The 21217-nt window shown below is 56.9% G+C and carries 16 protein-coding genes and 2 pseudogenes; 2 read left to right on the top strand and 16 right to left on the bottom strand.

All coding sequences use genetic code 11. The features are described 5' to 3' along the window. Nucleotides 1–132: pseudogene (locus EOA23_RS04295) on the top strand (IS481 family transposase); the annotation flags it as partial. A 175-nt stretch (nt 133–307) separates the two neighbouring features. Here the strand turns inward: EOA23_RS04295 and EOA23_RS04290 are convergent. The 14 genes from EOA23_RS04290 to EOA23_RS04230 form a co-directional block, all read right to left on the bottom strand. Continuing rightward, nucleotides 308–1045 carry a LuxR family transcriptional regulator gene (locus tag EOA23_RS04290; protein ID WP_082826574.1) on the bottom strand — a complete coding sequence of 246 codons (738 nt, stop codon included), beginning with the start codon at nt 1043–1045 and terminating at the stop codon, nt 308–310. Between the two features lie 870 nt (nt 1046–1915). Then, complete coding sequence (locus EOA23_RS04285) at nt 1916–3322, bottom strand: aminotransferase (RefSeq protein WP_063169303.1); 1407 nt, start codon at nt 3320–3322, stop codon at nt 1916–1918. Nucleotides 3323–3561: 239 nt separating this feature from the next. Continuing rightward, entirely contained in the window at nt 3562–3738 is a 177-nt protein-coding gene (locus EOA23_RS35565) for a hypothetical protein (RefSeq protein ID WP_164781893.1), read from the bottom strand. Nucleotides 3739–4414: 676 nt separating this feature from the next. Beyond that, the gene (locus tag EOA23_RS04280) at nt 4415–4921 is read right to left on the bottom strand and encodes a TIR domain-containing protein (protein WP_126080675.1); all 507 of its coding nucleotides are present in this window, start codon (nt 4919–4921) and stop codon (nt 4415–4417) included. A 9-nt stretch (nt 4922–4930) separates the two neighbouring features. Then, entirely contained in the window at nt 4931–5791 is an 861-nt protein-coding gene (locus tag EOA23_RS04275) for a DUF4231 domain-containing protein (protein ID WP_126087045.1), read from the bottom strand. Nucleotides 5792–5808: 17 nt separating this feature from the next. Then, nucleotides 5809–6396 carry a toll-Interleukin receptor gene (locus EOA23_RS04270; RefSeq protein WP_167508689.1) on the bottom strand — a complete coding sequence of 196 codons (588 nt, stop codon included), beginning with the start codon at nt 6394–6396 and terminating at the stop codon, nt 5809–5811. 808 nt (nt 6397–7204) lie between these two features. Further along, entirely contained in the window at nt 7205–7702 is a 498-nt protein-coding gene (locus EOA23_RS04265) for an Lrp/AsnC family transcriptional regulator (protein ID WP_126080672.1), read from the bottom strand. Nucleotides 7703–8204: 502 nt separating this feature from the next. Beyond that, nucleotides 8205–9749 carry a fumarate hydratase gene (locus EOA23_RS04260; RefSeq protein ID WP_126080671.1) on the bottom strand — a complete coding sequence of 515 codons (1545 nt, stop codon included), beginning with the start codon at nt 9747–9749 and terminating at the stop codon, nt 8205–8207. Nucleotides 9750–9755: 6 nt separating this feature from the next. Then, entirely contained in the window at nt 9756–11189 is a 1434-nt protein-coding gene (locus tag EOA23_RS04255; RefSeq protein ID WP_126087044.1) for an NAD-dependent succinate-semialdehyde dehydrogenase, read from the bottom strand. Between the two features lie 195 nt (nt 11190–11384). Beyond that, complete coding sequence (locus EOA23_RS04250; RefSeq protein WP_126080670.1) at nt 11385–12311, bottom strand: LysR family transcriptional regulator; 927 nt, start codon at nt 12309–12311, stop codon at nt 11385–11387. 133 nt (nt 12312–12444) lie between these two features. Further along, nucleotides 12445–13356 carry a CoA ester lyase gene (locus EOA23_RS04245; RefSeq protein ID WP_126080669.1) on the bottom strand — a complete coding sequence of 304 codons (912 nt, stop codon included), beginning with the start codon at nt 13354–13356 and terminating at the stop codon, nt 12445–12447. A gap of 136 nt (nt 13357–13492) precedes the next feature. Beyond that, nucleotides 13493–14644 (bottom strand): CaiB/BaiF CoA-transferase family protein, encoded by a 1152-nt coding sequence (locus tag EOA23_RS04240; RefSeq protein ID WP_126080668.1) that lies wholly within the window; start codon nt 14642–14644, stop codon nt 13493–13495. A 15-nt stretch (nt 14645–14659) separates the two neighbouring features. Beyond that, nucleotides 14660–15913, bottom strand: coding sequence for a methylaspartate ammonia-lyase (locus tag EOA23_RS04235; protein ID WP_126080667.1), 1254 nt, complete (start codon nt 15911–15913; stop codon nt 14660–14662). 223 nt (nt 15914–16136) lie between these two features. Beyond that, complete coding sequence (locus EOA23_RS04230; RefSeq protein WP_126080666.1) at nt 16137–16553, bottom strand: GNAT family N-acetyltransferase; 417 nt, start codon at nt 16551–16553, stop codon at nt 16137–16139. Nucleotides 16554–16930: 377 nt separating this feature from the next. On the opposite strand from EOA23_RS04230, the gene alr reads away from it, so the two are divergent. Next, nucleotides 16931–18100: an alanine racemase gene (gene alr / locus EOA23_RS04225; protein ID WP_126080665.1), complete on the top strand. Its 1170-nt coding sequence runs from the start codon at nt 16931–16933 to the stop codon at nt 18098–18100. Between the two features lie 102 nt (nt 18101–18202). Here alr and EOA23_RS04220 read toward each other — a convergent pair. Continuing rightward, nucleotides 18203–18939 (bottom strand): annotated as a pseudogene (locus EOA23_RS04220) (IS5 family transposase). A 99-nt stretch (nt 18940–19038) separates the two neighbouring features. Next, nucleotides 19039–21135: a S9 family peptidase gene (locus tag EOA23_RS04215; protein WP_126080664.1), complete on the bottom strand. Its 2097-nt coding sequence runs from the start codon at nt 21133–21135 to the stop codon at nt 19039–19041. Nucleotides 21136–21217 lie beyond the last annotated feature (82 nt).

Raw genomic sequence — 21217 nt, 5'->3', positions numbered from 1 at the left:
CACCGCGCCGCAGAGTTGCCGGTCTGGCTGCACAGATACAATTGGCACCGTCCCCACGGGAGCCTAAAGTCCAAAACACCTATCAGTCGCCTCGCTCTAACCGAGGACAACCTGTTGAGGCTCCACAACTAGCTCGTCAGCGACGACACACCCGCTCGAGCACCCATAGACTATGATCACCGGCGCGGACTGGAAGAATACGGCTGCATCGCCCGAGCCGGCGGAACAGAAGATCTCGGCATCCAGTCAACGCTCGATACAAAGCGCGCGATCGAATGGCCCGAGCACAAGGGGATCAAAAAGCTTCTCAGACAATTGAGGACCCTTCGGACCCCAAAAGGGCTATAGCCTGATTTTGGGTTCGCACGCCTAGCTTCTTCTTGGCATTGTCCAAATGAAAAGCGATCGTGCGTGGCTTGATACCCAAGATGCGGCCGGTCACCCAGGCTGAATTACCCCGCGCTGCCCACCTCAGGCACTCATATTCGCGGGATGTCAGCGAAACCCCATCCACTGTTCGATCGCTCGGCAATTTGCGGCGAACGCAACGATGAAAGCAGGCCGCCATCAGTTGAAGAGCTTGTTCGTACCGCTCAGCGACCCGAAGAAATACTGGACGAGGCTCATCGGCGGCAAAAGTAACCGCAGCGATGCGGCCGCGGAGATCGACAATTGGGATCGTCAAACCGCAGCAGATGCTGAATTGAGCCGCCTCATCGAATAGCTGCTGTTGAGCCGGCGACATTTTATCGCCTCCCAAATTCGATCCCCAGTGAAACGGGCAGCCGCCATTTCGAGCACGCAAGACCACAGGATCGAGTTTCTCATACTGATTTTCCAGATACTGTCTGGTCCAGCGGGGTGGATAGTTTGAAATTAACCTCGGTTTGCCGGAAGGCCGTGCTGGCAAGGAGAGGTAGGCAAAGAAGATTAGGTCAAGTCGTCCGGCCGCCTCAGCCATGGCATCCCGGAAATCTGCCTCATCGATACTCTGTGACAGTCTTTCAAGGAATGTCTCGAAAACAAGTGGCATGTGCCTCGTCATCGTCGCGCTCGATTCTTCCTCTTTCTGCACGCCTTCCGGCTGCGTCGTGTATGTCCCGACAAACGTGATTGAATTCGCGGGCGTCGCTGGGCTGACCGGGCTCCAGAATGCTGCCACACTTTCGATCTTCGTCGGTCATCCCAATCATGCTGGGCTCACCCGATGGGCGTCTGGCAGACGCCTCATGATCTCAACAGCTCAATCAGAGAATCTCCATGCATTAAATCATGACCGCCCCTGCACCGACCAAATCAGGAGAAATCATCCTGCGCTGACCAAAAGCCATCATTGACCCCAGCTTTTGCAGGAATTTGGGTCGGCATTAGCATAACAATTCGGATAGCCGCTCATCCCCCACCCGGGGCGCCGTGATCCGCAAAGAAGTGTTGCGATGCTTTCTTTTCTTTGATAGGCAAATCGTCTCAACAATATTAAAATGCCTTTCCTTGTGAACGGGGTGGCGTGTGAGTATCGTCCTTCTATATACCTGACGTGATAAAATTCACCGCAATGATTATGGCCCGCTGCAATGATGTAAAGGGCACGTCTAAGCTCAATCTGCATCGGAACGTGCAGATGACCTTTACCAGACCCTCGATCCCGCACGGGCCATAATGATACTGATTACGTGGGTCAAAAAGGGCGCCCTGCCGGCGGGGAGGTACACCCGCAGGGCGCGCCGCACAGAGGTCCTGGTCGTTGGGCAACAGGACAGCGGCGGCAGAACTGATTCGGTTACAAATCGTGACTGAAATAGCCCGGAGCATGCTCAAGATCAGATATCTGGAATTCAACAGTTTTGGGTCTGCTCGGCGCAGTAGCGCGCAGGGACATGCCTGCCTCCGGACTCGCTCCTTCGCGATCGCAAAATCATACGGCACCCTCGGCCTTCAGCGCGCGATAGGTGGTATCGACCGACTTTACCGTCGCGTCGACAATGATGTCGATCTCTTTTCGGGTAATGATCAGGGGGGGGGCATAACCGAGGATGTCGCCATGCGGCATGGCCCGTCCGATGACGCCATTCTCAAACAGAGCAGCTGCAGTGCGCACCCCGACCTGAAGGTCGGGTTCGAATGGTATCCTTTGTTTTGGGTCCCGCATCATCTCCACGGCCGACAGGATACCCACTCCGCGAACTTCACCAACGATGGGATGTCCCGCCAGCTCGGCCTTCATCCGGTCTTGCCAATACGGTCCAACATCGCGGACATGCTCCAGAATATTTTTTTCTTTAAGCAGTCGAATATTGGCGAGCGCGGCTGCGGCACAAAGCGTGTGCCCCGAATATGTCCAGCCGTGGCCGAGTGCGCCGTGCTTCTCAGTTCCTTGTTCCAAAACCGACCAGACACGGTCGCCAATGATTGACCCGGAGATGGGGAGGTAGGCGGAACTCAAACCCTTTGCGATGGTCACGAAATCCGGACGCATGTTATACAGGTGGGAACCGAACTTCTCGCCGGTTCGCGCGAAGCCACAGACCACTTCATCCGCGATTAGAAGGATATCGTATTTGTCGAGCACCGCTTGAATGGACGTCCAGTACCCTTTGGGGGGCGGCACAATACCTCCTGTCCCAAGTACCGGCTCTCCGATAAAAGCTGCAACCGTTTCCGGTCCTTCGGCCAGGATCAAGGCTTCAAGCTCATCGGCACAGCGCCGGGAGAACGCTTCCTCGCTCTCCTCGACACGCGCCTGGCGGTAATAGTGCGGCGTGGTTGTATGGCGCACCAAATCCAGAGGCAGGTCGAAGAAATTGTGAAAGAAGGGAAGGCCAGTTAGGCTACCCGTGACCAATCCAGACCCGTGATAGCCGCGATTTCGCGAGATGATCTTTTTCTTTTCGGGCCGGCCAAGAATGTTATTATAGTACCAGACCAGCTTGATGTTGGTTTCGTTGGCATCGGAACCGGAGAGGCCGAAATAGACCCTTCGCATGTTCTGACCGAAATACTCGACCACGGCCTCTGCCAACAGGGCGACCGGCTCCGTACCTTGGCTGGCATAGACGTGTGCGAACGGCAATTCGTGTGCTTGCCTGGCAATGGCCTCGGCGATCTCCGTGCATCCATATCCCATGTTGACGCAGTAGAGTCCTCCGAAACCGTCGAGGCTCCTTCGGCCTTCGGTGTCCCAGATATAGACGCCTTCCGCACCGGCCATAATCCTATTTGGCGTTTCGCCTCGGCTGTGCTTGGCCAAATGCGTAGAAGGATGGAAGACGAAGCTTCTATCCTTCTCCCGGAGTTGCTCGGTTCCCAGATTGCTCAAGCGCATGTCCCTCTCCTCGCGATAAATTGGCGGAGGGCACTCGGCCAGCCACCTGTTTAGCAAATAGCATACCGGAAACGTCCCTTGAGTTTCTCGGGAATGCAGGTTATTCGCCGTGAAATTCGCGGGATCGGCCCGAATTGCCGTGAAAACTAAGGCGTCACGTTCGCCTTAGCCGAGGGTCGGGGGCGCGTCATGCAAACACGAACAGCTTACGACGCGCATGCGCCCAGCATAGTGCCCGATTAGCGGGCGATATTGACGGATGAATAGCGCTCGGGACGCTGTTCCCGCCGGCCGCGCGAGGCACGATAGAGCGCCGGCGGCCATGTTCCGCCGAACTGCCGGTCATCCCTTACATTCTGACGGTCCGGATCGGTCTTGCCGTTCCCAAGGGTGGTAATGCAGGTGATCAGGGGCAAAGCACATTCGCCTCGATCAGCAGGCAGCGGGTTCCGTGCCGCGGCACAGGCTCCAACCTGGTTGGCCAGCGCTGAGAGGCTGAGGTCGTGCCCTCGCGCATATTGATCGCTTTGGCGGTGCGGCGGCTGGTGCTCGGCAGACTTCTCGAAGGAGCATAGCCAGAAGGTTCGGCCCGGCAAAGACGCGCGGCGAGAGCTCCTTGCCATTGACATCTTGATTCGCAGCCGACCAGCGCCGCCAAGTTCTATCGTGAGCGTGTTGCCTTTCTTGCGATCGCAAATTCGTGGTTGCTGCGCAGGGCGAGCCGAGCTGCGGCTCGCAGGAGGGGGCGAGCCGACAGAATTGCGCGGCCTGAAAAGCTGCCTCCATCAATGCTGGCCGCTCGTGCAGTCTCGAAACGCTGGATCAAGCCTCAAACATCGAACAGCCGCTCCTTTTCCTCGCGAAACCAGCGCCCTCGCGCGACATGATCTTGTCTGACGATCCGACGCTTCGAGCGGGGCTCCTCTAATAGGTTGCACATGACCTGCAGCTTTCAGCCAAACTCAGCAAATCGGACGTCTCTTCTTATCATCGCTCGGCAAGCTCGGAACACGCTGGGGGACGTTGCTAAGGCTAGTCGCCGCCAGCGGATGGCGAGGATGTTTTGGCGGCTAAGTGCTTTTAGGTGGGCGATTATAAGCCGAGATCGCGATAGGTGCTTTCGCCATAGCTCCTGGCGCCATCGCCACGCTGAGCGTTTGAAAGCCGATGAAATTCGCTGGGCCAATTGGCTAGCGCGTGCTTGATGGCCTTCATCTTGAACGGCACGTGCACAACACATTTGTCCCTGATGATAGGCGGACAGCTCGCATCTTGTTGCCGCGAGCCGTTAAGGTTTGCTGCGATTATCGGCAGACCTAGATCAAGGGCCAATTCCATTTCCCAGCGCACGAAGCGAAAAAGGTTTTTCGTTTTCTCACCGATCAGGACAAGTACCTGGCTCGATCCATTCATTCTGTTGCGAAGATTGCGTTTAACATAATCTTCGTCCTGTGCTCGGCTCGTCATATTGTCCAGATCGTGAGCGTTCGCGAATTCAAAACTCACATTCTCGCTGGCATTCCACCCTTTCATAAAGCGGTATGCCCAAGCGTCTTCATCGCCGTCAAATATTACATAGGTCGGATCGCTGTATGCCATTGTTGTCTCTTAGTTGTTTTGACGAGCAACCCACTGGGTGTGCTCCCGTGAGAAAGCCAGTTCGGCTTCGTTCACCGCGGCGGAGAATGCCTCATCCGAGTTGGCGTCCGTAATAAGGTCGGCAGTCAAGCCGATCTCGTGAGCTGTCAACGTGTAAGCCGATGCCAATTCGTTAAATTTCTTGATCTGGGTCCACCCGATAAGCGAGGCGGCGATGACAATTAGCGGCTCGGTCGGCCAGCCAGGCATCGCGGGGTCAGCGATGCGTACTACGATGAACGAGAATCCCAGAGCGTATGCAAAAATACCAAGGCCCATCCAGACTTTCGCGGACCTCTTGTTCGAGCGCGCCTTCTTCTCGTACCACTTCCGCTGGTCGCAGATTCGTCTCTGCAGATATATGTCTTTTCTTTCTTTTAGCGGGGAGTCCCTTATCGACATCATCTGGTCGGTTGTTTGGGGGGATGCTGAATCGGTGCCGCTCAACGCGCTACCAAGGTGACGATTGCTATCAAGGATACCTTCCATGAGCTTTCGAAAATCAGCTCTGGCGTCAGCGGCGCGCGCGTCATCGAACGGCTGTGCTCGCATCGCGAAGCGCCAAGTCAATGTCTTCACCGACTCTGCAAGAGCTCGAGCCTGATACCAGACCTGCTCGGGCTTTGTGACCGACCGGAAAATGAGGACTCCCATTGAGCAAAGAAATACCGCAGCATAGACACCGAAATAGGCTTTTGATGGCGACAAGTCCAAAGAGAGCACCGACGCTAAAAAAAGAAGAACGTACTCTGCCCGGATCAGGCGGAGAAACGTCGCCTGCTGCTCGTTGGATGCCACGTCGGCGCTATTATAGAGTCCAGGATATTTCATTTTTGAAGCACACCAGTCTATTTTGTGGCGGTAAATTCTTTAAGCCAGGATTTGGCAAACGTGAGGTTAGCAGTCGAGCTTACAGAGCCTATTCTTGAGCGAGGCGCGGTCCCTCTGTTCATAAACAGGAATGCAGGTCCTGTCCCATCAATGTAAGGGTATAGGCCCAAAAATTCTTGCCCGGAGAATGTTTCCGAAGAATTTTTTGCCACGGGCAGAACCGCTACCGCGGTCCGAAACCCATCGAAAAAGCCAAGCTCCCAAGGCATCCATCTGGATTCTGGAGAATTGTTTGAATGCACATAGATTAGCGTCTTTGACTGCCTCATACGGGTCCGCAGCAACTCGGCGGTGGCCGAGGAGACCTTTGTGCGGTCCAGTTGTGAATCTTCGACCCAATCTACGTAAGCAGTGAACCCAAGCTCCTCGAAAATTCGCTTCACACCGAGAATGATCTCTGCGTCCTTGAAAGAATGTGACAGAAAAACGTCGAATGAAGATCTGGCTGTAGCTGCGGCCGTCTCTTCCTTTAGAACGATCGATGCGGCTCTATGTCCTCGACTGGCATTCGCAACTCTTTTCAGCTCTGCCTCGGTCAGTAGCACTATTCAAATCCCCCATGATCTGTTCGCAATCTATGAACTTGACGCCCATTCGATTAAGCGACCCTTGTCTTGTGAAAACTGGCACCATGCTCTCCAGCCGGTAGCGCAACCTCCACCTTCTCAAAGACCACGTCGGCTGGCAGGAGTGACCGGCCTTGTCACCCACCTACGCGACCCCGGCACAGCCATGCTCCTCGCTTAGAAGGCTGCGAGACCAGCGATGTCAAACAGGACAGACGATCTCCTAATCTCGATCAGCAACGAACTTACGACGTAAAAACGCGATGGAGCGATCTCCGAATGTCCGCAGGCGTCGAGGGCCGGGTTGGTCGCCAGGGCCGAGCGGGCCAGCTTGCACTCCCGCTACCCGTCGGCTTGCCAAACCCTCGCTGTAGATTTCGCCCCCCCCACACGGATGCGCTGACCGCGACTAAGCTCAATCGCCACTGATCGCCAATCCAGGGCGAAAGTTCCCCCCTTGAAGTAGCGGTAGAGGCATTTTTTCGGCACTTCGCATCTTAGATATGGACGCCTCCTCAACCAGGCACGATCCGGTTTGGCTTCTCGCCGTAACCGTGCTGGCCAAGTGCGTCCGATGGCTGCTTCGATCCGTCTCCTGGAATGATCGGTTCCAGATTGCTCAAGCGCATCGTCCTTCCTCGCCATCAACTGGCGGATAGCGCTCGGCCACCTTTTTCCAGCAATTAGTATACCGCAAATGTCCCTTGAGTTTCGTCGGAATGGGCGCCTTTTGCCGACGAATCTACGGGATCCGTGCCAAACGCCGTTGAAACTTAAACTTTCGCTTTCACCGTTGCCTCAGGGCGGACAAAGGTATCGGTGAATTGGACTTCACTGGTTTCGTGACGACAAGGCTATAGTATTGATCAATCCCCAAGCCTGCCTGCAGCAGTCCCTCCATGAAATCCTGATAGGCGGCCATAGAACGAGATGCGACCCGCATCAAATAATCCACGCGCCCCCCAATTGCCCAGCAGTCCAGGATTTCCGGAATCTCTTGGATTGCAGTTTCGAAGACTCGTTGGTCCTCAAGACGATGGCGATCCAGCACGACTTCTACCATCACAAAGATCATGCCGCCGACGAGTGCAGGACTCAGTCGCGCATAAAATCCCTCAATAATTCCTGCGGCCTTGAGTGCTCGGAGCCGCTCCGAACAGGCCGACGCCGAAAGATGAACTCGTTTTGCAAGCTCACTTTTTGAAATCCGACCGTCTGCCTGAATCTCGGAGAGAATCCGGACGTCCCAACTGTCGAGTTGCACGGGATCGGGTTTCGACTTCATAACCTGTTGCTCTCAAGCAGCGATCGACAGCGCGCCGTGTGCCGATCAATTCTATTATCATTGAAACGACCGAATGTAGCAGTGGAAGGCATCCGTTCCAGGCCCGAGATGTGCTAGAATGGGTATGAAAATCAGCTAAGGAGAGCGATCCGCTGAGAAAAGCTGCAGAAGTAATTTGGCTATCGCCCCAGCGCCTAACGGGCAATGGTGCAGCTGGAGAGGAAGTCGGCGGCGGCAGAGACCTTCTGATAAATAAAATAGATAACCCATTTTCTTGAATCCCCGCTACCGTACTTGATAGACGCGCGACTGCATTCGAGCCTCGATCGCGTGGACGGCATACTCAATGCAGTATTCAGTGGCACATTCAGCTATTGGGGTGAATTGAAGGCCTTGCTCGTCCGGCTCGCCGAGGCGCAAGGCACCGCAAATGCCGCTCGTCGTACGGCGTGCCCAACAATTTGACGCTGGTGTCTGGCCGAAATCGCCTAACTGGGAAGATTCAAACGCCGATGTTGCGTGCGATGCTGTCGGCCGCCATACGCCTACGCCACTCGAGAGGCCCGGAATTGTGAATGGAGTTTCCCTCAACATCGACGGCCATGATAACAGGCATGTCCTGCACATCGAATTCATAGATGGCTTCCATGCCCAGGTCTTCAAAGGCAACGATCCGCGCCTTCTTAATCGATTTTGAAATCAGGTACGCAGCGCCACCCACTGCAGCAAGATAGGGCGTTTTGTGTCTTATAATCGACTCGATGGCCGCCGGTCCCCTTTCCGCTTTGCCGATCATCGCAAAAAGGCCGGTTTCGGCGAGCACCTTGTCCGTAAAATCGTCCAAGCGGCTGGAGGTTGTTGGACCGGCGGGTCCAACGACCTCATTCCTCACTGCCCGGACGGGACCGACATAGTAGATCACGCGTCCCGTCAGATCGACCGGAAGCGGCTTGCCGGCATCGATCAGCTCGACCATTCGTTTGTGGGCAGCGTCACGGCCCGTCAGCATCTTTCCAGACAGCAGGAGCGTTTCACCGCAGCGCCACGATGCCGTCTCTTCCTTCGTCAGCGTATCTAAATTGACCCGCCGGACGCCGGCTGGGTTCAATTCGTCGGCTCCGATGTCGGGCCATTCGCGCAAATCGGGCGGCTGGAGCCTGATGGGTCCAGAGCCGTCCAAAGTAAACTTCAGGTGCCGGTTGGCGGCGCATTGCGGGATGAGCGCCACAGGCTTGGACGCCGCATGAGTAGGATAGGTCGCAACCTTGACGTCAACGACTGTCGTCAGACCACCAAGCCCTTGGGCGCCGATGCCAAGCGCGTTGATCCGCTCATAAAGCTCAATCCGCAGTCCCTCTTCCGGGCTTGACGCCCCCCTTGCGATTAGTTCCGCCATATCGATGGGCTCGTTCATGGCTTCCTTGGCCAGCAGCATCGCCTTTTCAGCGCTACCACCGATACCAACAGAGATCAGCCCAGGCGGACACCATCCGCTGCCCAGGGTCGAAACGGTATTGACCACCCAGTCGGAAACGGAGGCGCTGGGATTAAGGGTGGTAAAACGTGCCTTGTTCTCGGACCCGCCGCCTTTTGCGGCGATAGTGATCTCAATCTGGTCACCTTGCACCAAGTTGACATGGACAACTGCCGGCGTGTTGTCGCGGGTGTTGACCCGTCTAGCGAGGGGATCCGCAACGATCGATGCCCGAAGGGGATTGTCCGGATCGAGATAGGCTTGACGTACGCCCTCATTCACAAGATCAGCGAAACTGGCTGTTGACTTAATGCGGGCATCCATGCCGACCTTTGCGAAGACAACCACAAGTCCGGTGTCCTGACAGATCGGGCGCCGCCCAAAGGCCGCCATGCGGGAGTTCAGCAGAATCTGACCTATGGCATTCTTCGCCGACGGGCTCTGTTCTCGCGTGTATGCGTGAGAAAGAGACCGGATATAATCTGGAGGATGATAGTACGAGATGTACTGAAGGGCGTCGGCGACGCTCCTTGTGATGTCGCGACCTGCGATGGTCCGTGTTCTGTTTCCCACCGGATTTTATCCAAACGAACCGAGGCCATTGACCATTTTCAAAATCTGGAAGCTTCGCACCCCCTGCTCGCCGCCTTCATATCCATAGCCGCTTTGCTTGACGCCCCCATAAGGCGCATCCGCGGAAACCCCTTTCAGGTAATTCACACTAACTGCGCCCGCAGAGAGACCATTGATAAGCTTCTGTTGCGTATCGGCCGCGCCAGTAAACAAGTAGGCGGCCAGACCGTACTCGGTGGCGTTGGCTTCCTCGATCGCCTCTTCGATCGTATCGAAAGGCGCCACGGTGAGAATCGGTCCGAACGGCTCTTCATGAAGCACTCTCGCTTGCTTCGGTACGCCCGTCAGGATGGTTGGCGGCCAGTAAAACCCCGGTCGGTCAAGGGGGATGCCACCGGTCTCGATGCGGGCGCCGCCTTCTACCGCATCCTTGGTCAGGCGCTGCATGGCCTCTATTCGCCGCGCGTTTGCCATTGGCCCCATTTGCGTTGCAGGGTCATCCGGTGGTCCGATCCTGATTCTTCGGACCGCCTCCGTCATCCGGAACAGGAGTTCCTCATAGCGGGACCGGGCGACAAGAATCCTGCTGGGCGCATTACAGCTCTGGCCCGCGCACTCGAATTTGTATTCCGAAATAGCCGGTATCGCCCTTGCCAGATCCGCATCTTCGCACACAATAACCGGGGAATGTCCACCGAGCTCAAGGATGCAACGCTGCAGATTATTCGCGGCCAGCGTGGCTAGCTGTTTTCCAACAGCCGTCGACCCCGTGAACGTCAAGACTTTCACAATTGGCGAACTGAGCAGATGCCGCGATATATGCACAGGAACACCGAACACCAGGTTGACCACGCCTTCTGGTATCCCTGCTTGACGCAAAGATTCCACGATATGGACAGCCACACTTGGCGTCTCCTCGGCCCCTTTGAGGATCACCGGGCAGCCTGCCGCCAGCGCGGGGGCGAGCTTGCGGGCGATAAGAACGGCCGGATAGTTCCATGGCGTAAATGCAGCGACGACACCGAGCGGCTCGGGGGCTATCATCCTGTTCGAGCCCAACGGAATCGGGGCCGACAACTCATCGGCATGCCGGCCATTCCATTCCAGCGTTTCGACTGCGCGCGCGTATTCTCCTGTCGCTTCGGCAATCGTCTTTCCCTGTTCGGACGACAGGTCCCTGGCTGCGGCGCCAGCTTTCTCTGCCAGAATGCTGGCGGCAGAGACGAGGATCTCGCCACGCTCTTTGGCGGGTCGTGAGGACCACGCCTTGCGGCTGCGTTCTGCCGAGGCAAGAGCTTCATCCAAGTCTGAAACCGTAGCCGAGGCCACTGAGGCAAATACCTTCTCCGTCGCCGGGTTGATCACCGGCAAAGTGGCTCGGCTACCACCGGCTCGCCATTTGCCATTAATGAAGAGCTCGTAGCTCTTGGCGTCGGACATCACGGGCTCCACTTGACTGAATTCTTGCATACGAGCGCAGTTTCGATATCGAAACTGCTGAACTCGCTTGAGCCAGTTTCATCGCGATGGTCGCGGCGGGTCAAATATCGAATATTGCCGAAATCCATCTGGAATCCAGATCGGGCTGGTCCTTATGGCCGCAAAAGATCATGCCCAGCTTTACAGGTTAGTTTGTCAGGTCGCCTCAGGCGCCACCGCCGCCCAGTCCCGGATTTCAATCAATTTTCTGGCGACCTTCGGAATGAGCTTGCAGACCGCAGAAACGGCCGCAGAACGCTCATCTTTGGGATTTACAGCGAGCACCACGGACCGAGTAATCACCGGATCGACGATCTTGACAGTCCGGACCAGCCCTTGGGAGGCTTCTTTCTGAACCGCAGACGGGGCGAGAATAGAATGCGCTTTTCCCTCTACGACCATGTTGATGATCGTTGAGAGGGAGTCCACTTCAAACCTGACGTCCAGCGCGCAACCGTGTTGTGCGACGACATCAGCCACCGAACGCCTGACATTGTTGTTGCGCATGGGAACCGCCAGGGGGAATTCATGCAGGTCGACCAGCGATATCGCATCTTCAAACGGTGGCTCGCCGGACGGAACCACCAGACAAAGGTCTTCGCGCGCTAGCACCGTCATTCGCCCCACACTGTCTGCTGTGCGGTACAGAACCGCCAGATTGAAGCGTCCAGCCGCCATCCATTCCTCTAGCGGTCCCGTCATACCCTCGACCATCTTGAGGGACACCTTGGGCAGTTCGTGTCTCACCGCCTCAAGCAGCGGACCGCTCAGGACGCGAGCAGCTCCAGACGGAATCCCAATAGTCACCTCCCCGGCAGGGGAAGCGGCTGTGTTGGTCAATTCCACCTCGGTAAGTCGAATTTCTTTGAGAATTGCCCGCGCCCGCTCGAGCAGTTTGGCTCCTGACGCCGTCACGCTCACGCCGGTTCTGTCGCGTATCAGCAGCTGAGTGCCGAAGCCTTCCTCCAATTGGCGTACATGCAGACTCAGCGCACTCTGGGCGACATTCAGAAAGCCAGCGGCCTTCGTGAAACTGCCTGCTTCGACCACGCCGACGAAGTATCTTAACTGCCTGATTTCCACGGGTACTCTTCCGAGGGCGGACTGCAATTGACGCAATCTATCTTAAAATGTGATGGCACGACAGCAATAATTGTGCCGAGCTGCTGACGCTTGCTGTCGTCGTCCCAGTCTTGTTGATCAACCCGCTGAGGACTCAAACGGCCAACTCGGCGCCCGGATCCGTCGCGATGATTTCTCGGGCCCTTCGAATAACCGGTGGATCGACCATCTTTCCGTCCAATGCGAACGCGCCTCTGCCTTGCGCCGTCGCATCTTTTTCCGCCGCGAGGACACGACGGGCCCACTCGAGTTCCTGTGGGCTTGGTGAGAAAGCCTCATTGAATATGGCAACCTGATTTGGATGGATCGCCAAAGCCCCGGTAAAGCCAAGCCGCCGCGCATGGGCCGCGGCCTCACGAAGTCTATCATTGTCTGAGAACTCGCTGATACTTCCTATGAAACCAAGCGGTAGCAAGCCAGCGGCGCGAGCGGCAAACAGAACAGAAAGGTTCGGTGTCAAAAGAAGGTCGAGTTCCGGGGCACCGCCAACGGAGGCACTGAAGTCTTCAGGACCCAGCGCCATTGCAACCATCCTGGGATGGGCCGACGCAATGGCTGAGAGACTTTGTAATGCTGCCGGGGTCTCGATCAAGGCAAGGAACCGGATTCGACCCACCGCAAGATTTCTTTCTCGTTCAAGTTCCGATACCGCATTTGCGATCTCTATTACCCACGCTGCCGAATCCGTCTTCGGAAGGACAAGTGCATCAACACCCGCTACTACGGCTGCATCGAGATCGGCCGCCAAGGCACGCAAACCGCGATTCACGCGAACTAAAACATAAGCGCCCCTGCGGCCCACCTTTGCCACGGATGCAGAAAGCTGGCGCCGTGACTCACCTTTTTGATCCTGGGGAACGGAGTCCTCAAGGTCGAGTATGACGCCATCTGCCCCGCGCTCATGAGCCGCCTCCACAAAGCGCGGAACATGAGCGGGAACAAAGAGCAGAGATCTCCAGCGGGGAACAGACATCGGGCTTTCAACGGCCTGAACGGCGTCATTCATGAAGTCGCCTCTGCGGTCGATTCTAGCGTGGGCGCTGTCAGTGAGTTTGCTGGGCGGCCGTGGCACCCAGAGGGGCCAGGACTAGGCATGCACTCTGTGAATCGCGATCGCGCTTCCTTCCCGACAACAGGCACGCTCATGCTGACGCGGCTCTTGCGCGCAAACCTGCTCGAACCTCCTCGCGGACAGCCTCCGTATGCGCACCAAGGCCCGGAACTGGGCGCAGCGAGGGGCGCTCAGAGTTGAAGATCGCCGCCGGGGCGATCGTCTCTACTGTTCCTTCAGGTGTGCCAATCTCAACCCTGCGAACGTGTGGATGCTTTGAAATGTCCGCCACTTCGTTCAGTCGCCCATATGCCAAACCGGCCGCCTCAAGCTCCTGCATCGCTTCGTGGCAGGACAGCTCGGAAAACCGCAGCTCAATTATCTCATCAAGTTGAGGACGGTGGCCGAGGCGCTCCATGTTGTCGGCGAAACCAAGTGCACGCGTGAGCTCAGGCCGCTTCAGGAATTTCTCGCAGAAATTCACCCATTCCCGGTCATTCTGCACGGAAAAGATGACGTCCTTGCCATCGGCGCAGCGATAGGCGCCATAAGGCGCCAGCGAGGGGTGTTTCACGCCCGCGCGTACCGTGTGGTAGCTGCTGTAGTCGTGTTGCAGGACCGGCACGTTCATCCAATCGGCGACGGCATCGAACAGGGACACCTGAATGCTAGCCCCTTCGCCAGTGACCTCGCGATGATACAGCGCCTGAAGTATGGCGCTATGTGCCGTCATGCCTGCCGAGATGTCGCAAACCGACACACCCACACGGGCGGGTCCCTGTTGCGTCCCGGTGATCGCACACAGACCGGTTTCGGCTTGGACGATGAGATCATAGGCCTTGAGGTGAGAAAATGGCCCCCCCTCCCCAAATCCCGAAATGTCGCAGGTGATTAGCCGCGGAAAACGGCGACGCAGATCCGCAGATCCGAAGCCGAGTTTTTCGATGCTGCCTGGCTTCAGATTCTGGATAAAGACGTCAGCAGCAGCAACAAGCGTGTCCAGCACAGCACGGTCCGCCTCCAACCTCAAATCCAAGCATACTGACTCCTTACCCCGGTTGAGCCAAACGAAATAGGCGCTTTGCCCCCGCACCAACTTATCGTATTTCCGGGCAAAGTCTCCCTCAGGCCTCTCAACCTTGATCACCCGGGCGCCTGCATCGGCAAGACGAGACGATGCATACGGTGCAGCAACGGCCTGCTCCACAGCTACGACAGTGATCCCCTCAAGAGAGTTCTGCATGCAACACCGCGCTCTTCATCCAACATTTTCGTTTTGAGCCCGACGACGATTCAGCATCGCAAGCAACCGATTCTGTTCATTGCCCACGATCGAGAATGCCTCGTCGACTCCCATTCCAGGCTTCGCAAGCATCATGTCTGCCTGGGTCGCCATCGATATGTGGACGGAAGCCTGGGCAGAGAGATCTGTCTCGGTACAGCTTCCTCCAACGTACGCGCCTACCTTGTTCTCCTTACACAGGAGCACTGCACGTGCCGTGTCAGCCAATGAGCCGACATCAGGCGTCTTGATTTGAATGAGATGCGCGGCCTTCGCTTCGGCAAAGAGCCGAATATCCTCGAGCGTGTTGCACCTTTCGTCCACGACAATGCGAGCGGTGGAACCCCGGTTGTCCAAAATTGATACGATCTTGGCGTAGTTCTCAATTTGAGCTTGCGTCGAACCAAAATCCGCCGGGGACTCGACATTGAGGGTGAAACCCGGAACAGCGTCGGCGACCCTGCAGATAAAGTCGGCGATGAGTTGCGGCTCCAGGCTGATTTCCTGGCCGATCCAGCCATACACATCGAAATGCAGCACCGGATGATACCCCGGGCGGCCAATTTCGCGCGTCCGCGCCGCAACCCACTTCACGAACTCCATGAAGGCCTGGCCCTCGACGCCGAATTTCTGCCGTGAGTTGATCAGGCCGTGGGGAAGTATATCTACCGCTTTCAAGATCATTTTGTCGACGTTGATTTCGCGAGCATCGCCGCTTTGGCAGTAGATCGGAACCCTGCGAATTGGCAGCGGCAGGTTAAATTCACTGCAAACGACTTCCGCCATCGTGGTACTTTGAAGATGGGCCGAGGCGCGAAGGAGCGCCTGGCTAACGCCATACTCAATCGCGAGAGGTAACCGCTGGTGCTGGAGAGGCTCAAAAACCTTTGCACAGGCATCGAGATAACGAGATACGTCGACATTGAGAAGCCGGGGCACGACTATACGCGAGGTTAACTCCGAGATTTGAGCACTCTCAAACAAAGGATCTCGTCCTCCAGCACCAGAATATTGAACGCTCATCATGTCACCCCAAACCACGGCCCCGTCGGTGAGAGCAAGCCCGATGCTGAGCGAAGATGCCGGAACGCGGATGGACGTGAACCCAATCGCTGTCGCCTCGCCGCTATAGACGAAACCGTCCTGGGGCGCGCCGGCCCTGATGGCACCCTGATCGTCATAGAAAAAAGCGCCATTGCCAGGCGCAAGGAGGACGTCTTTGATCTGCATTTCACTTCGCTCGATTTTCGGACATCGTTGATGGCAGTTGGATTTGCTGCGCCGACTATGCACCACTTGATCTTGAGTTCGCCAACATAATGTCCCGGACGGTCCCATCGCGTTTTCAGATGGCCGGCGTCAGACACATGCACCCCGTATTCCGGCAAGCATTCGACGAACGTCGAATTATTGTATAGGTGGACATTGCAACGTCGTACTCACCTCATTTGGGTTAGCATTCGCGCATTAACCAGAATGCGTCTGAAATGCGCGTCAATCCAATCCCTTCATAGAAGCCGACAGAGTTGGGTGTAGAGATCAAAGCTATGGCCACAGCAGGCCCGAGTTGCCGGCGGGCTTCATACAGGAGGCCCTTGCCGATGCCGAGGCCTTGCGCCGACGCCGATACGGCAAGCTCGGAGACGTAGCAGATCCAGGAAAAGTCAGTAACGCATCGAAGTACTCCGACCAGCTTCCGCCCCGGCCGATGGAGCCGGGCCGTCAGCACCAAGTCGGCTTGGCGGAGCATCGCATGCAGCCGAAGCTCGCCATGGGTCGCCCCGAAGCCGGATTCGGCCAACACGCGGCAGAATTCGGCCGGGTCAAGGTTCGGCTCACTAACGTAAAGGATCTCAGATTGTTCGCTCATGCCAACCCCTTAACAAAAATTGATTGATCTAAGCTTACGCAATACCTTGTATTCGCAGCCGGTGCCGAGATTTTCGCCCTGACTGCGTGAAACCAGCAGTAGCTTGTGGCGGATTTTGGCACGAAGAGCTGCGCAGCAACTGCCCTATCCAGAACACAGCTTACTAGTCAGTTGAACGACTATGCTTTGTCATCTGCGTGCAAGTGCCCTGCCGAAGCGACTGCTTGCGTCTCAGTCCGCTTTAACCAGTGTCTAATCCGTGCTTCGACGGCGCCCCTTTTTAAACGGCAATCTCAGCTCGCGCGCCTACCTAGGATAGTAGGCTGCATCGCGGGGCGGCGAGGTTTATAAAAAACGGGACTGTTGGAGAGCAAAAGATGTTGCCGTTAGTTCGCCCCAGAAATGCTATATTTGAAATCAATCTTGGGGCTATTCAGGCGAACTTCCGGGCCATCACGGCCCTCGTTGGGTTAGGCGTAAGGGTCGCCGCTGTCGTCAAGAGCGACGCCTATGGACTTGGTGTTGTAGAGATTGCAAGGGCGCTTATTCATGTCGGCTGCGATCTGCTCTTCGTCGGCAATCTTGAGGAAGCGCTGCTTCTAAGATCGTCCCATGTAGACGAGGCAATCGCGGTTTTTTGCGATGATTTCGCGAAATTTGGTAGATTCTACCAATCCAATAACCTCATACCGGTTGTGAACAATTGCGCCGAATTGGAAGCCGTTATTGCAACAGGAACGAAGACATATTTTCTTAACGTGGAAACGGGATTTTCCCGCTTTGGGCTCGCCATTGCGGACGTGCGTCGCGCGTATTTTTCTGGTACGTTCGACATGTATCCCCCTTCGGTCGTACTCAGCCATCTAGCGTGCAGCGAAACCGTTGCGGACCCAACTAATGTGTTGCAACGGAACCGCTTCCGGGCGATCTACGATCTGATTAAGCCCACCTGCGGCAGTCTCGCAGCGTCCGCCGGTATCTGGCTAGGTAAATCCTATCATTTCGACATGGTACGGGTGGGCTCAGCCCTGTACGGGCTCAACGATGCTGGCATTCGACCAAATCCGCTGCAAGCGGTTGCAAGGCTCCGAGCGAAAATACTCGACGTGCGCAATGTCGCTAGGCGGGAGGCTGTTGGCTACGGTGCGACATTTCGTACGGGTCGAGCTACCCGCGTAGCGACCGTCGGGATCGGCTACACACATGGCCTTCCATGGGCCTGCGCGAACAAGATATCAGCTCGGTTCGCAGGTTATTCGGCCCCTCTAATCGGAACAATATGCATGGAGAACATGACAATTGATATAACAGATGTTCCAGAAGCGCTTTGTGGGCCAGGTAACTTTGTGGAATTACTGGGAAATGATTTTACCTTAGATGACCTTGCAGAAGCTGTGGGCCTCAGCCCACACGAAGTCTTAACCCGCCTAGGTGCTGGTTGCACAAGACGGTATCTGAATTCTTCCTTGTTACCTACGACCCCTAGGAATAAGGCGTTAGACTTTGATGGCAGCAGCGAGATGAATGATGGCAAGGCACGCCTTTGATTTCGTTATGGCGCTCCCATGGAGAACTTGGTCCATAGGGCATCCTTTGATTCGAAAGATAAGGATGCCCCATCAAAGCCCCGGATCAAACATGTAGCTAGGTCAGGACTCATTGATCCAGAAGATGAAGGCTGCAGCGAAGGCGATAGCCGACAGGAAGGTGTGAGCACATCGGTCGTATCTGGTGTGGATGCGTCGCCAGTCTTTGAGGCGTGCGAACATGTTCTCGATCCTGTGACGTTGCCGGTATCGGACAGGATCATAGCTGTGCTGAACACGATGCTTGGCATGGGGTGGGATGCATGGCCTGATACCGCGCTCGACGAGCGCCTGGCGGAAGGCCGCTGAACTGTAGGCCCGATCGGCCAGCAGGGCGTTGGCGGCGGGCAAATCCTCGATCACGGCCGCAGCAGTCTTGTGATCATTGGTCTGCCCTTCGCTCAGATGCAGCAGCCGCGGACGTCCCTTGGTGGTCAGTCCGCCTCGGCTGCGTCCGATACATCGGGATAGAGTTTTTTAAGGAGGCTGGCGGCAGTGCGGTGCGCTTTGAGATGGGTGGCATCGATCATCAGATTGTCCGTTTCGCCGCCCTGCGCGGCCAGTTCCGCTAGGATGCGGTTGAACACACCCAGCCGACTCCAGCGGATGAAGCGGTTGTAGATGGTCTTGTACGGACCGTAGTCGGAAGGGACATCTCGCCAGCGAAGGCCATTTCGGATCACGAACAGGATGCCGCTCAGCACCCGGCGGTCATCCACACGCGGAACACCATGCGACAAAGGAAAATAGGACTCGATCCGGCGCATCTGCTCCGGCGTCAACATCAGCAAATCACTCAAGGCAGCACCTCCTGCCACCCTGAATCACCAAACAGATATCAACTCAATAGATTATGGGTCCTGACCCTAGCTTTGATTCCGATTGTAACATAGAAATGCCTAATTGCCCGAGCATCGGACCTGGTCTAGAATCCAAGCCATACGAAGTGCTGCTTCTTCGGCTACACTAGGCCCATGTGAAGCGCCGCCGTGGCCACCGACCATACGCATGTGGAAAACAAGACCTGGGTCTCGACCGGCCGTAAAGGAACGTCGCTGGGCAACGTACCGAGCAGGCTGGTAGTAGAGCACCTGGCTGTCGTCGAGCGCGGCGTCGACGTAAGTTGGCGGGCGCGGGCGATCGGCACTGAGGTTGTAGTAAGGATCGTAGCTGCGCAGGTGCCGATATTCGTCGGCTATGTGGGGATCGCCGTACTCCGCTATTTCCGGCAGCGCGTACGGCATCGTGAAGTCCAGCTCGGTATCTATGATGTCGGCGAGCGGAACCTCGGCGAGTACGGCGCGGAACAAGTCGGGCCGCAAGTCGGCCGTGGCAAGCACGGTACCCCCGCCAGCGCTCGCTCCCTCAATGACGATGCCGTCGCCGGTGGCGACCCCCTGCCTAACAAGCGCCTCGACAGCGACGATCAGATCTGTGTGGGTGATACGTTTTCGATCGCGGGTAGCCGCCTCGTGCCACGGACGTCCAAGCTCCCCGCCTCCCCGTACGTGCACGATGCCGAAAGCAACTCCGCGATCGAGCAGGCTCAAACGTTTGGTCATGGATGAGGGCCAAGTGAAAAACGAGGGCCATCTCGGTTTTCCATAACAGCCGTAGACATTCAATAACACCGGCCCTGGGGTGGTTCGATCGCGCCGCGCGACGAGCGAAATTGGTATATCCACCCCGTCTTCCGCCTGCGCCATGACGACCGTCGCCACGTATTGAGCCGGGTCATATCCGGGAACGCGGGCCTGGTACAGGACTGCCGATCGGTCGTCGGCGAGATCATGCTCTACAAACGTGTCGGGCGTCACGAATGAGCTAACCGAGTAGACCAACTTCGAGCTTCGGAACGGATGCCGTGCGACCGAATAGCTACCCCCTGCAGACAAGCCGACCTTAAGAGTGCAGCTCGGCTCGTCGGGAACGATCGTGGCGGCGACCCCCCCGCTTCGGTTATGCGAGACGAGGCGAGGACGAAGGCCCTCTCGTTCCAGGACAACCAGGTGCTGGTCGAGCACGTGGACCTCCTCAAGCGTCACGCCCGCTCGATGCGGGATGACCTCCTCCCAGCACGATGGTGACGGGTCACCTATCGGCGCACACACGAGCCGCCAGTAGGGTCCAGCGTCGTTTACCCGAAACAAGAACCTGTCGCCCCAGTGCTCGGCAAAGACATGGTGGCCAAGATCACGCGCCACAATCCGGCGCCACCCAACGCCCGGCTGGTCGGCAGGAAGGCACCACACCTCCACCGCCCCGGCGTTGTCCATAACGTCCAAAAGCAGCCAGGCGCCGCTATCAGAGCGCCAAATCCGCAAGTTCAGTCGCTCGTCCGCCTCCTCGAACACTACCTCAGAGTGCGAATCGTTGACGTCCAGGCGTATAAGCTCATGGCGTTGCCGCCGCCGGTCCGCCCGCTCCCGCGTGAAAAAGAGCGTGTTGCCGTCCGCGGTCCAAGTAACCATCCCAGCCCGCCTCGAGCCCGTCCAGACGTCATGGCCGGTCTCTATGTCCCGCACCCTAAGCTCGAAGTTCTCGTCCCCGATGACATCGAAGCTGAACGCCACGTAACGCCCGTCGTCACTCGGCTCGAAGACACCGAGCGAATAGAAGATCTCGGCCCCCGGGATCGCGTTCGGGTCGAGAACAAGCTCGGCCGAGCCTCCGGTCACCGGCCGGCGCCACCACGCAGGATGAGACAGGCCCCGCCCGTGTCTTTCGAAGTACTCGAAAGGCCCAACCTGGAAGGTTGGTGGGGCGCCCTCGCAGGTGTGACGCCCTTCGATCTCGGCGATAAGTTCCGCCTTGAGCCCTTCCAGGTGGGCTGTCGCTTGCTGCGCGTAGCTGTTCTCGGCTTCAAGATACGCGCGGACGTCGGGATTCTCCCAGTCCCTGAGCCAGCCATACGAGTCTATCGTGACGTCGCCATGAAGGACCCGGATCCGTGCCTCGGAACGAGGAAGCGGTGGCTGCAGGTGCTTGTCTACCATCACAAGGCCCTCAGGAAAAAAGAGCAAGGAATTGGCGCGGCAGTCCGCGAGCAGACAGTTTGTGCATCAATGTTGCTCCTAG

Origin of the sequence: Mesorhizobium sp. M2A.F.Ca.ET.042.01.1.1, assembly GCF_003997405.1 — a bacterium.
GTDB lineage: Bacteria > Pseudomonadota > Alphaproteobacteria > Rhizobiales > Rhizobiaceae > Mesorhizobium.
Note: the sequence above shows the minus strand (reverse complement) of the source record. Positions and strands in the feature narration are given on the sequence as shown.

Excerpts from the sequence above, each read along its gene's own strand:
- EOA23_RS04290 (WP_082826574.1), bottom strand. The coding sequence starts at position 1,045 with ATGACGAGGCACATGCCACTTGTTTTCGAGACATTCCTTGAAAGACTG.
- EOA23_RS04285 (WP_063169303.1), bottom strand. The coding sequence starts at position 3,322 with ATGCGCTTGAGCAATCTGGGAACCGAGCAACTCCGGGAGAAGGATAGA.
- EOA23_RS04280 (WP_126080675.1), bottom strand. The coding sequence starts at position 4,921 with ATGGCATACAGCGATCCGACCTATGTAATATTTGACGGCGATGAAGAC.
- EOA23_RS04275 (WP_126087045.1), bottom strand. The coding sequence starts at position 5,791 with ATGAAATATCCTGGACTCTATAATAGCGCCGACGTGGCATCCAACGAG.
- EOA23_RS04265 (WP_126080672.1), bottom strand. The coding sequence starts at position 7,702 with ATGAAGTCGAAACCCGATCCCGTGCAACTCGACAGTTGGGACGTCCGG.
- EOA23_RS04255 (WP_126087044.1), bottom strand. The coding sequence starts at position 11,189 with ATGTCCGACGCCAAGAGCTACGAGCTCTTCATTAATGGCAAATGGCGA.
- EOA23_RS04245 (WP_126080669.1), bottom strand. The coding sequence starts at position 13,356 with ATGAATGACGCCGTTCAGGCCGTTGAAAGCCCGATGTCTGTTCCCCGC.
- EOA23_RS04240 (WP_126080668.1), bottom strand. The coding sequence starts at position 14,644 with ATGCAGAACTCTCTTGAGGGGATCACTGTCGTAGCTGTGGAGCAGGCC.
- EOA23_RS04235 (WP_126080667.1), bottom strand. The coding sequence starts at position 15,913 with ATGCAGATCAAAGACGTCCTCCTTGCGCCTGGCAATGGCGCTTTTTTC.
- EOA23_RS04230 (WP_126080666.1), bottom strand. The coding sequence starts at position 16,553 with ATGAGCGAACAATCTGAGATCCTTTACGTTAGTGAGCCGAACCTTGAC.
- alr (WP_126080665.1), top strand. The coding sequence starts at position 16,931 with ATGTTGCCGTTAGTTCGCCCCAGAAATGCTATATTTGAAATCAATCTT.
- EOA23_RS04215 (WP_126080664.1), bottom strand. The coding sequence starts at position 21,135 with ATGGTAGACAAGCACCTGCAGCCACCGCTTCCTCGTTCCGAGGCACGG.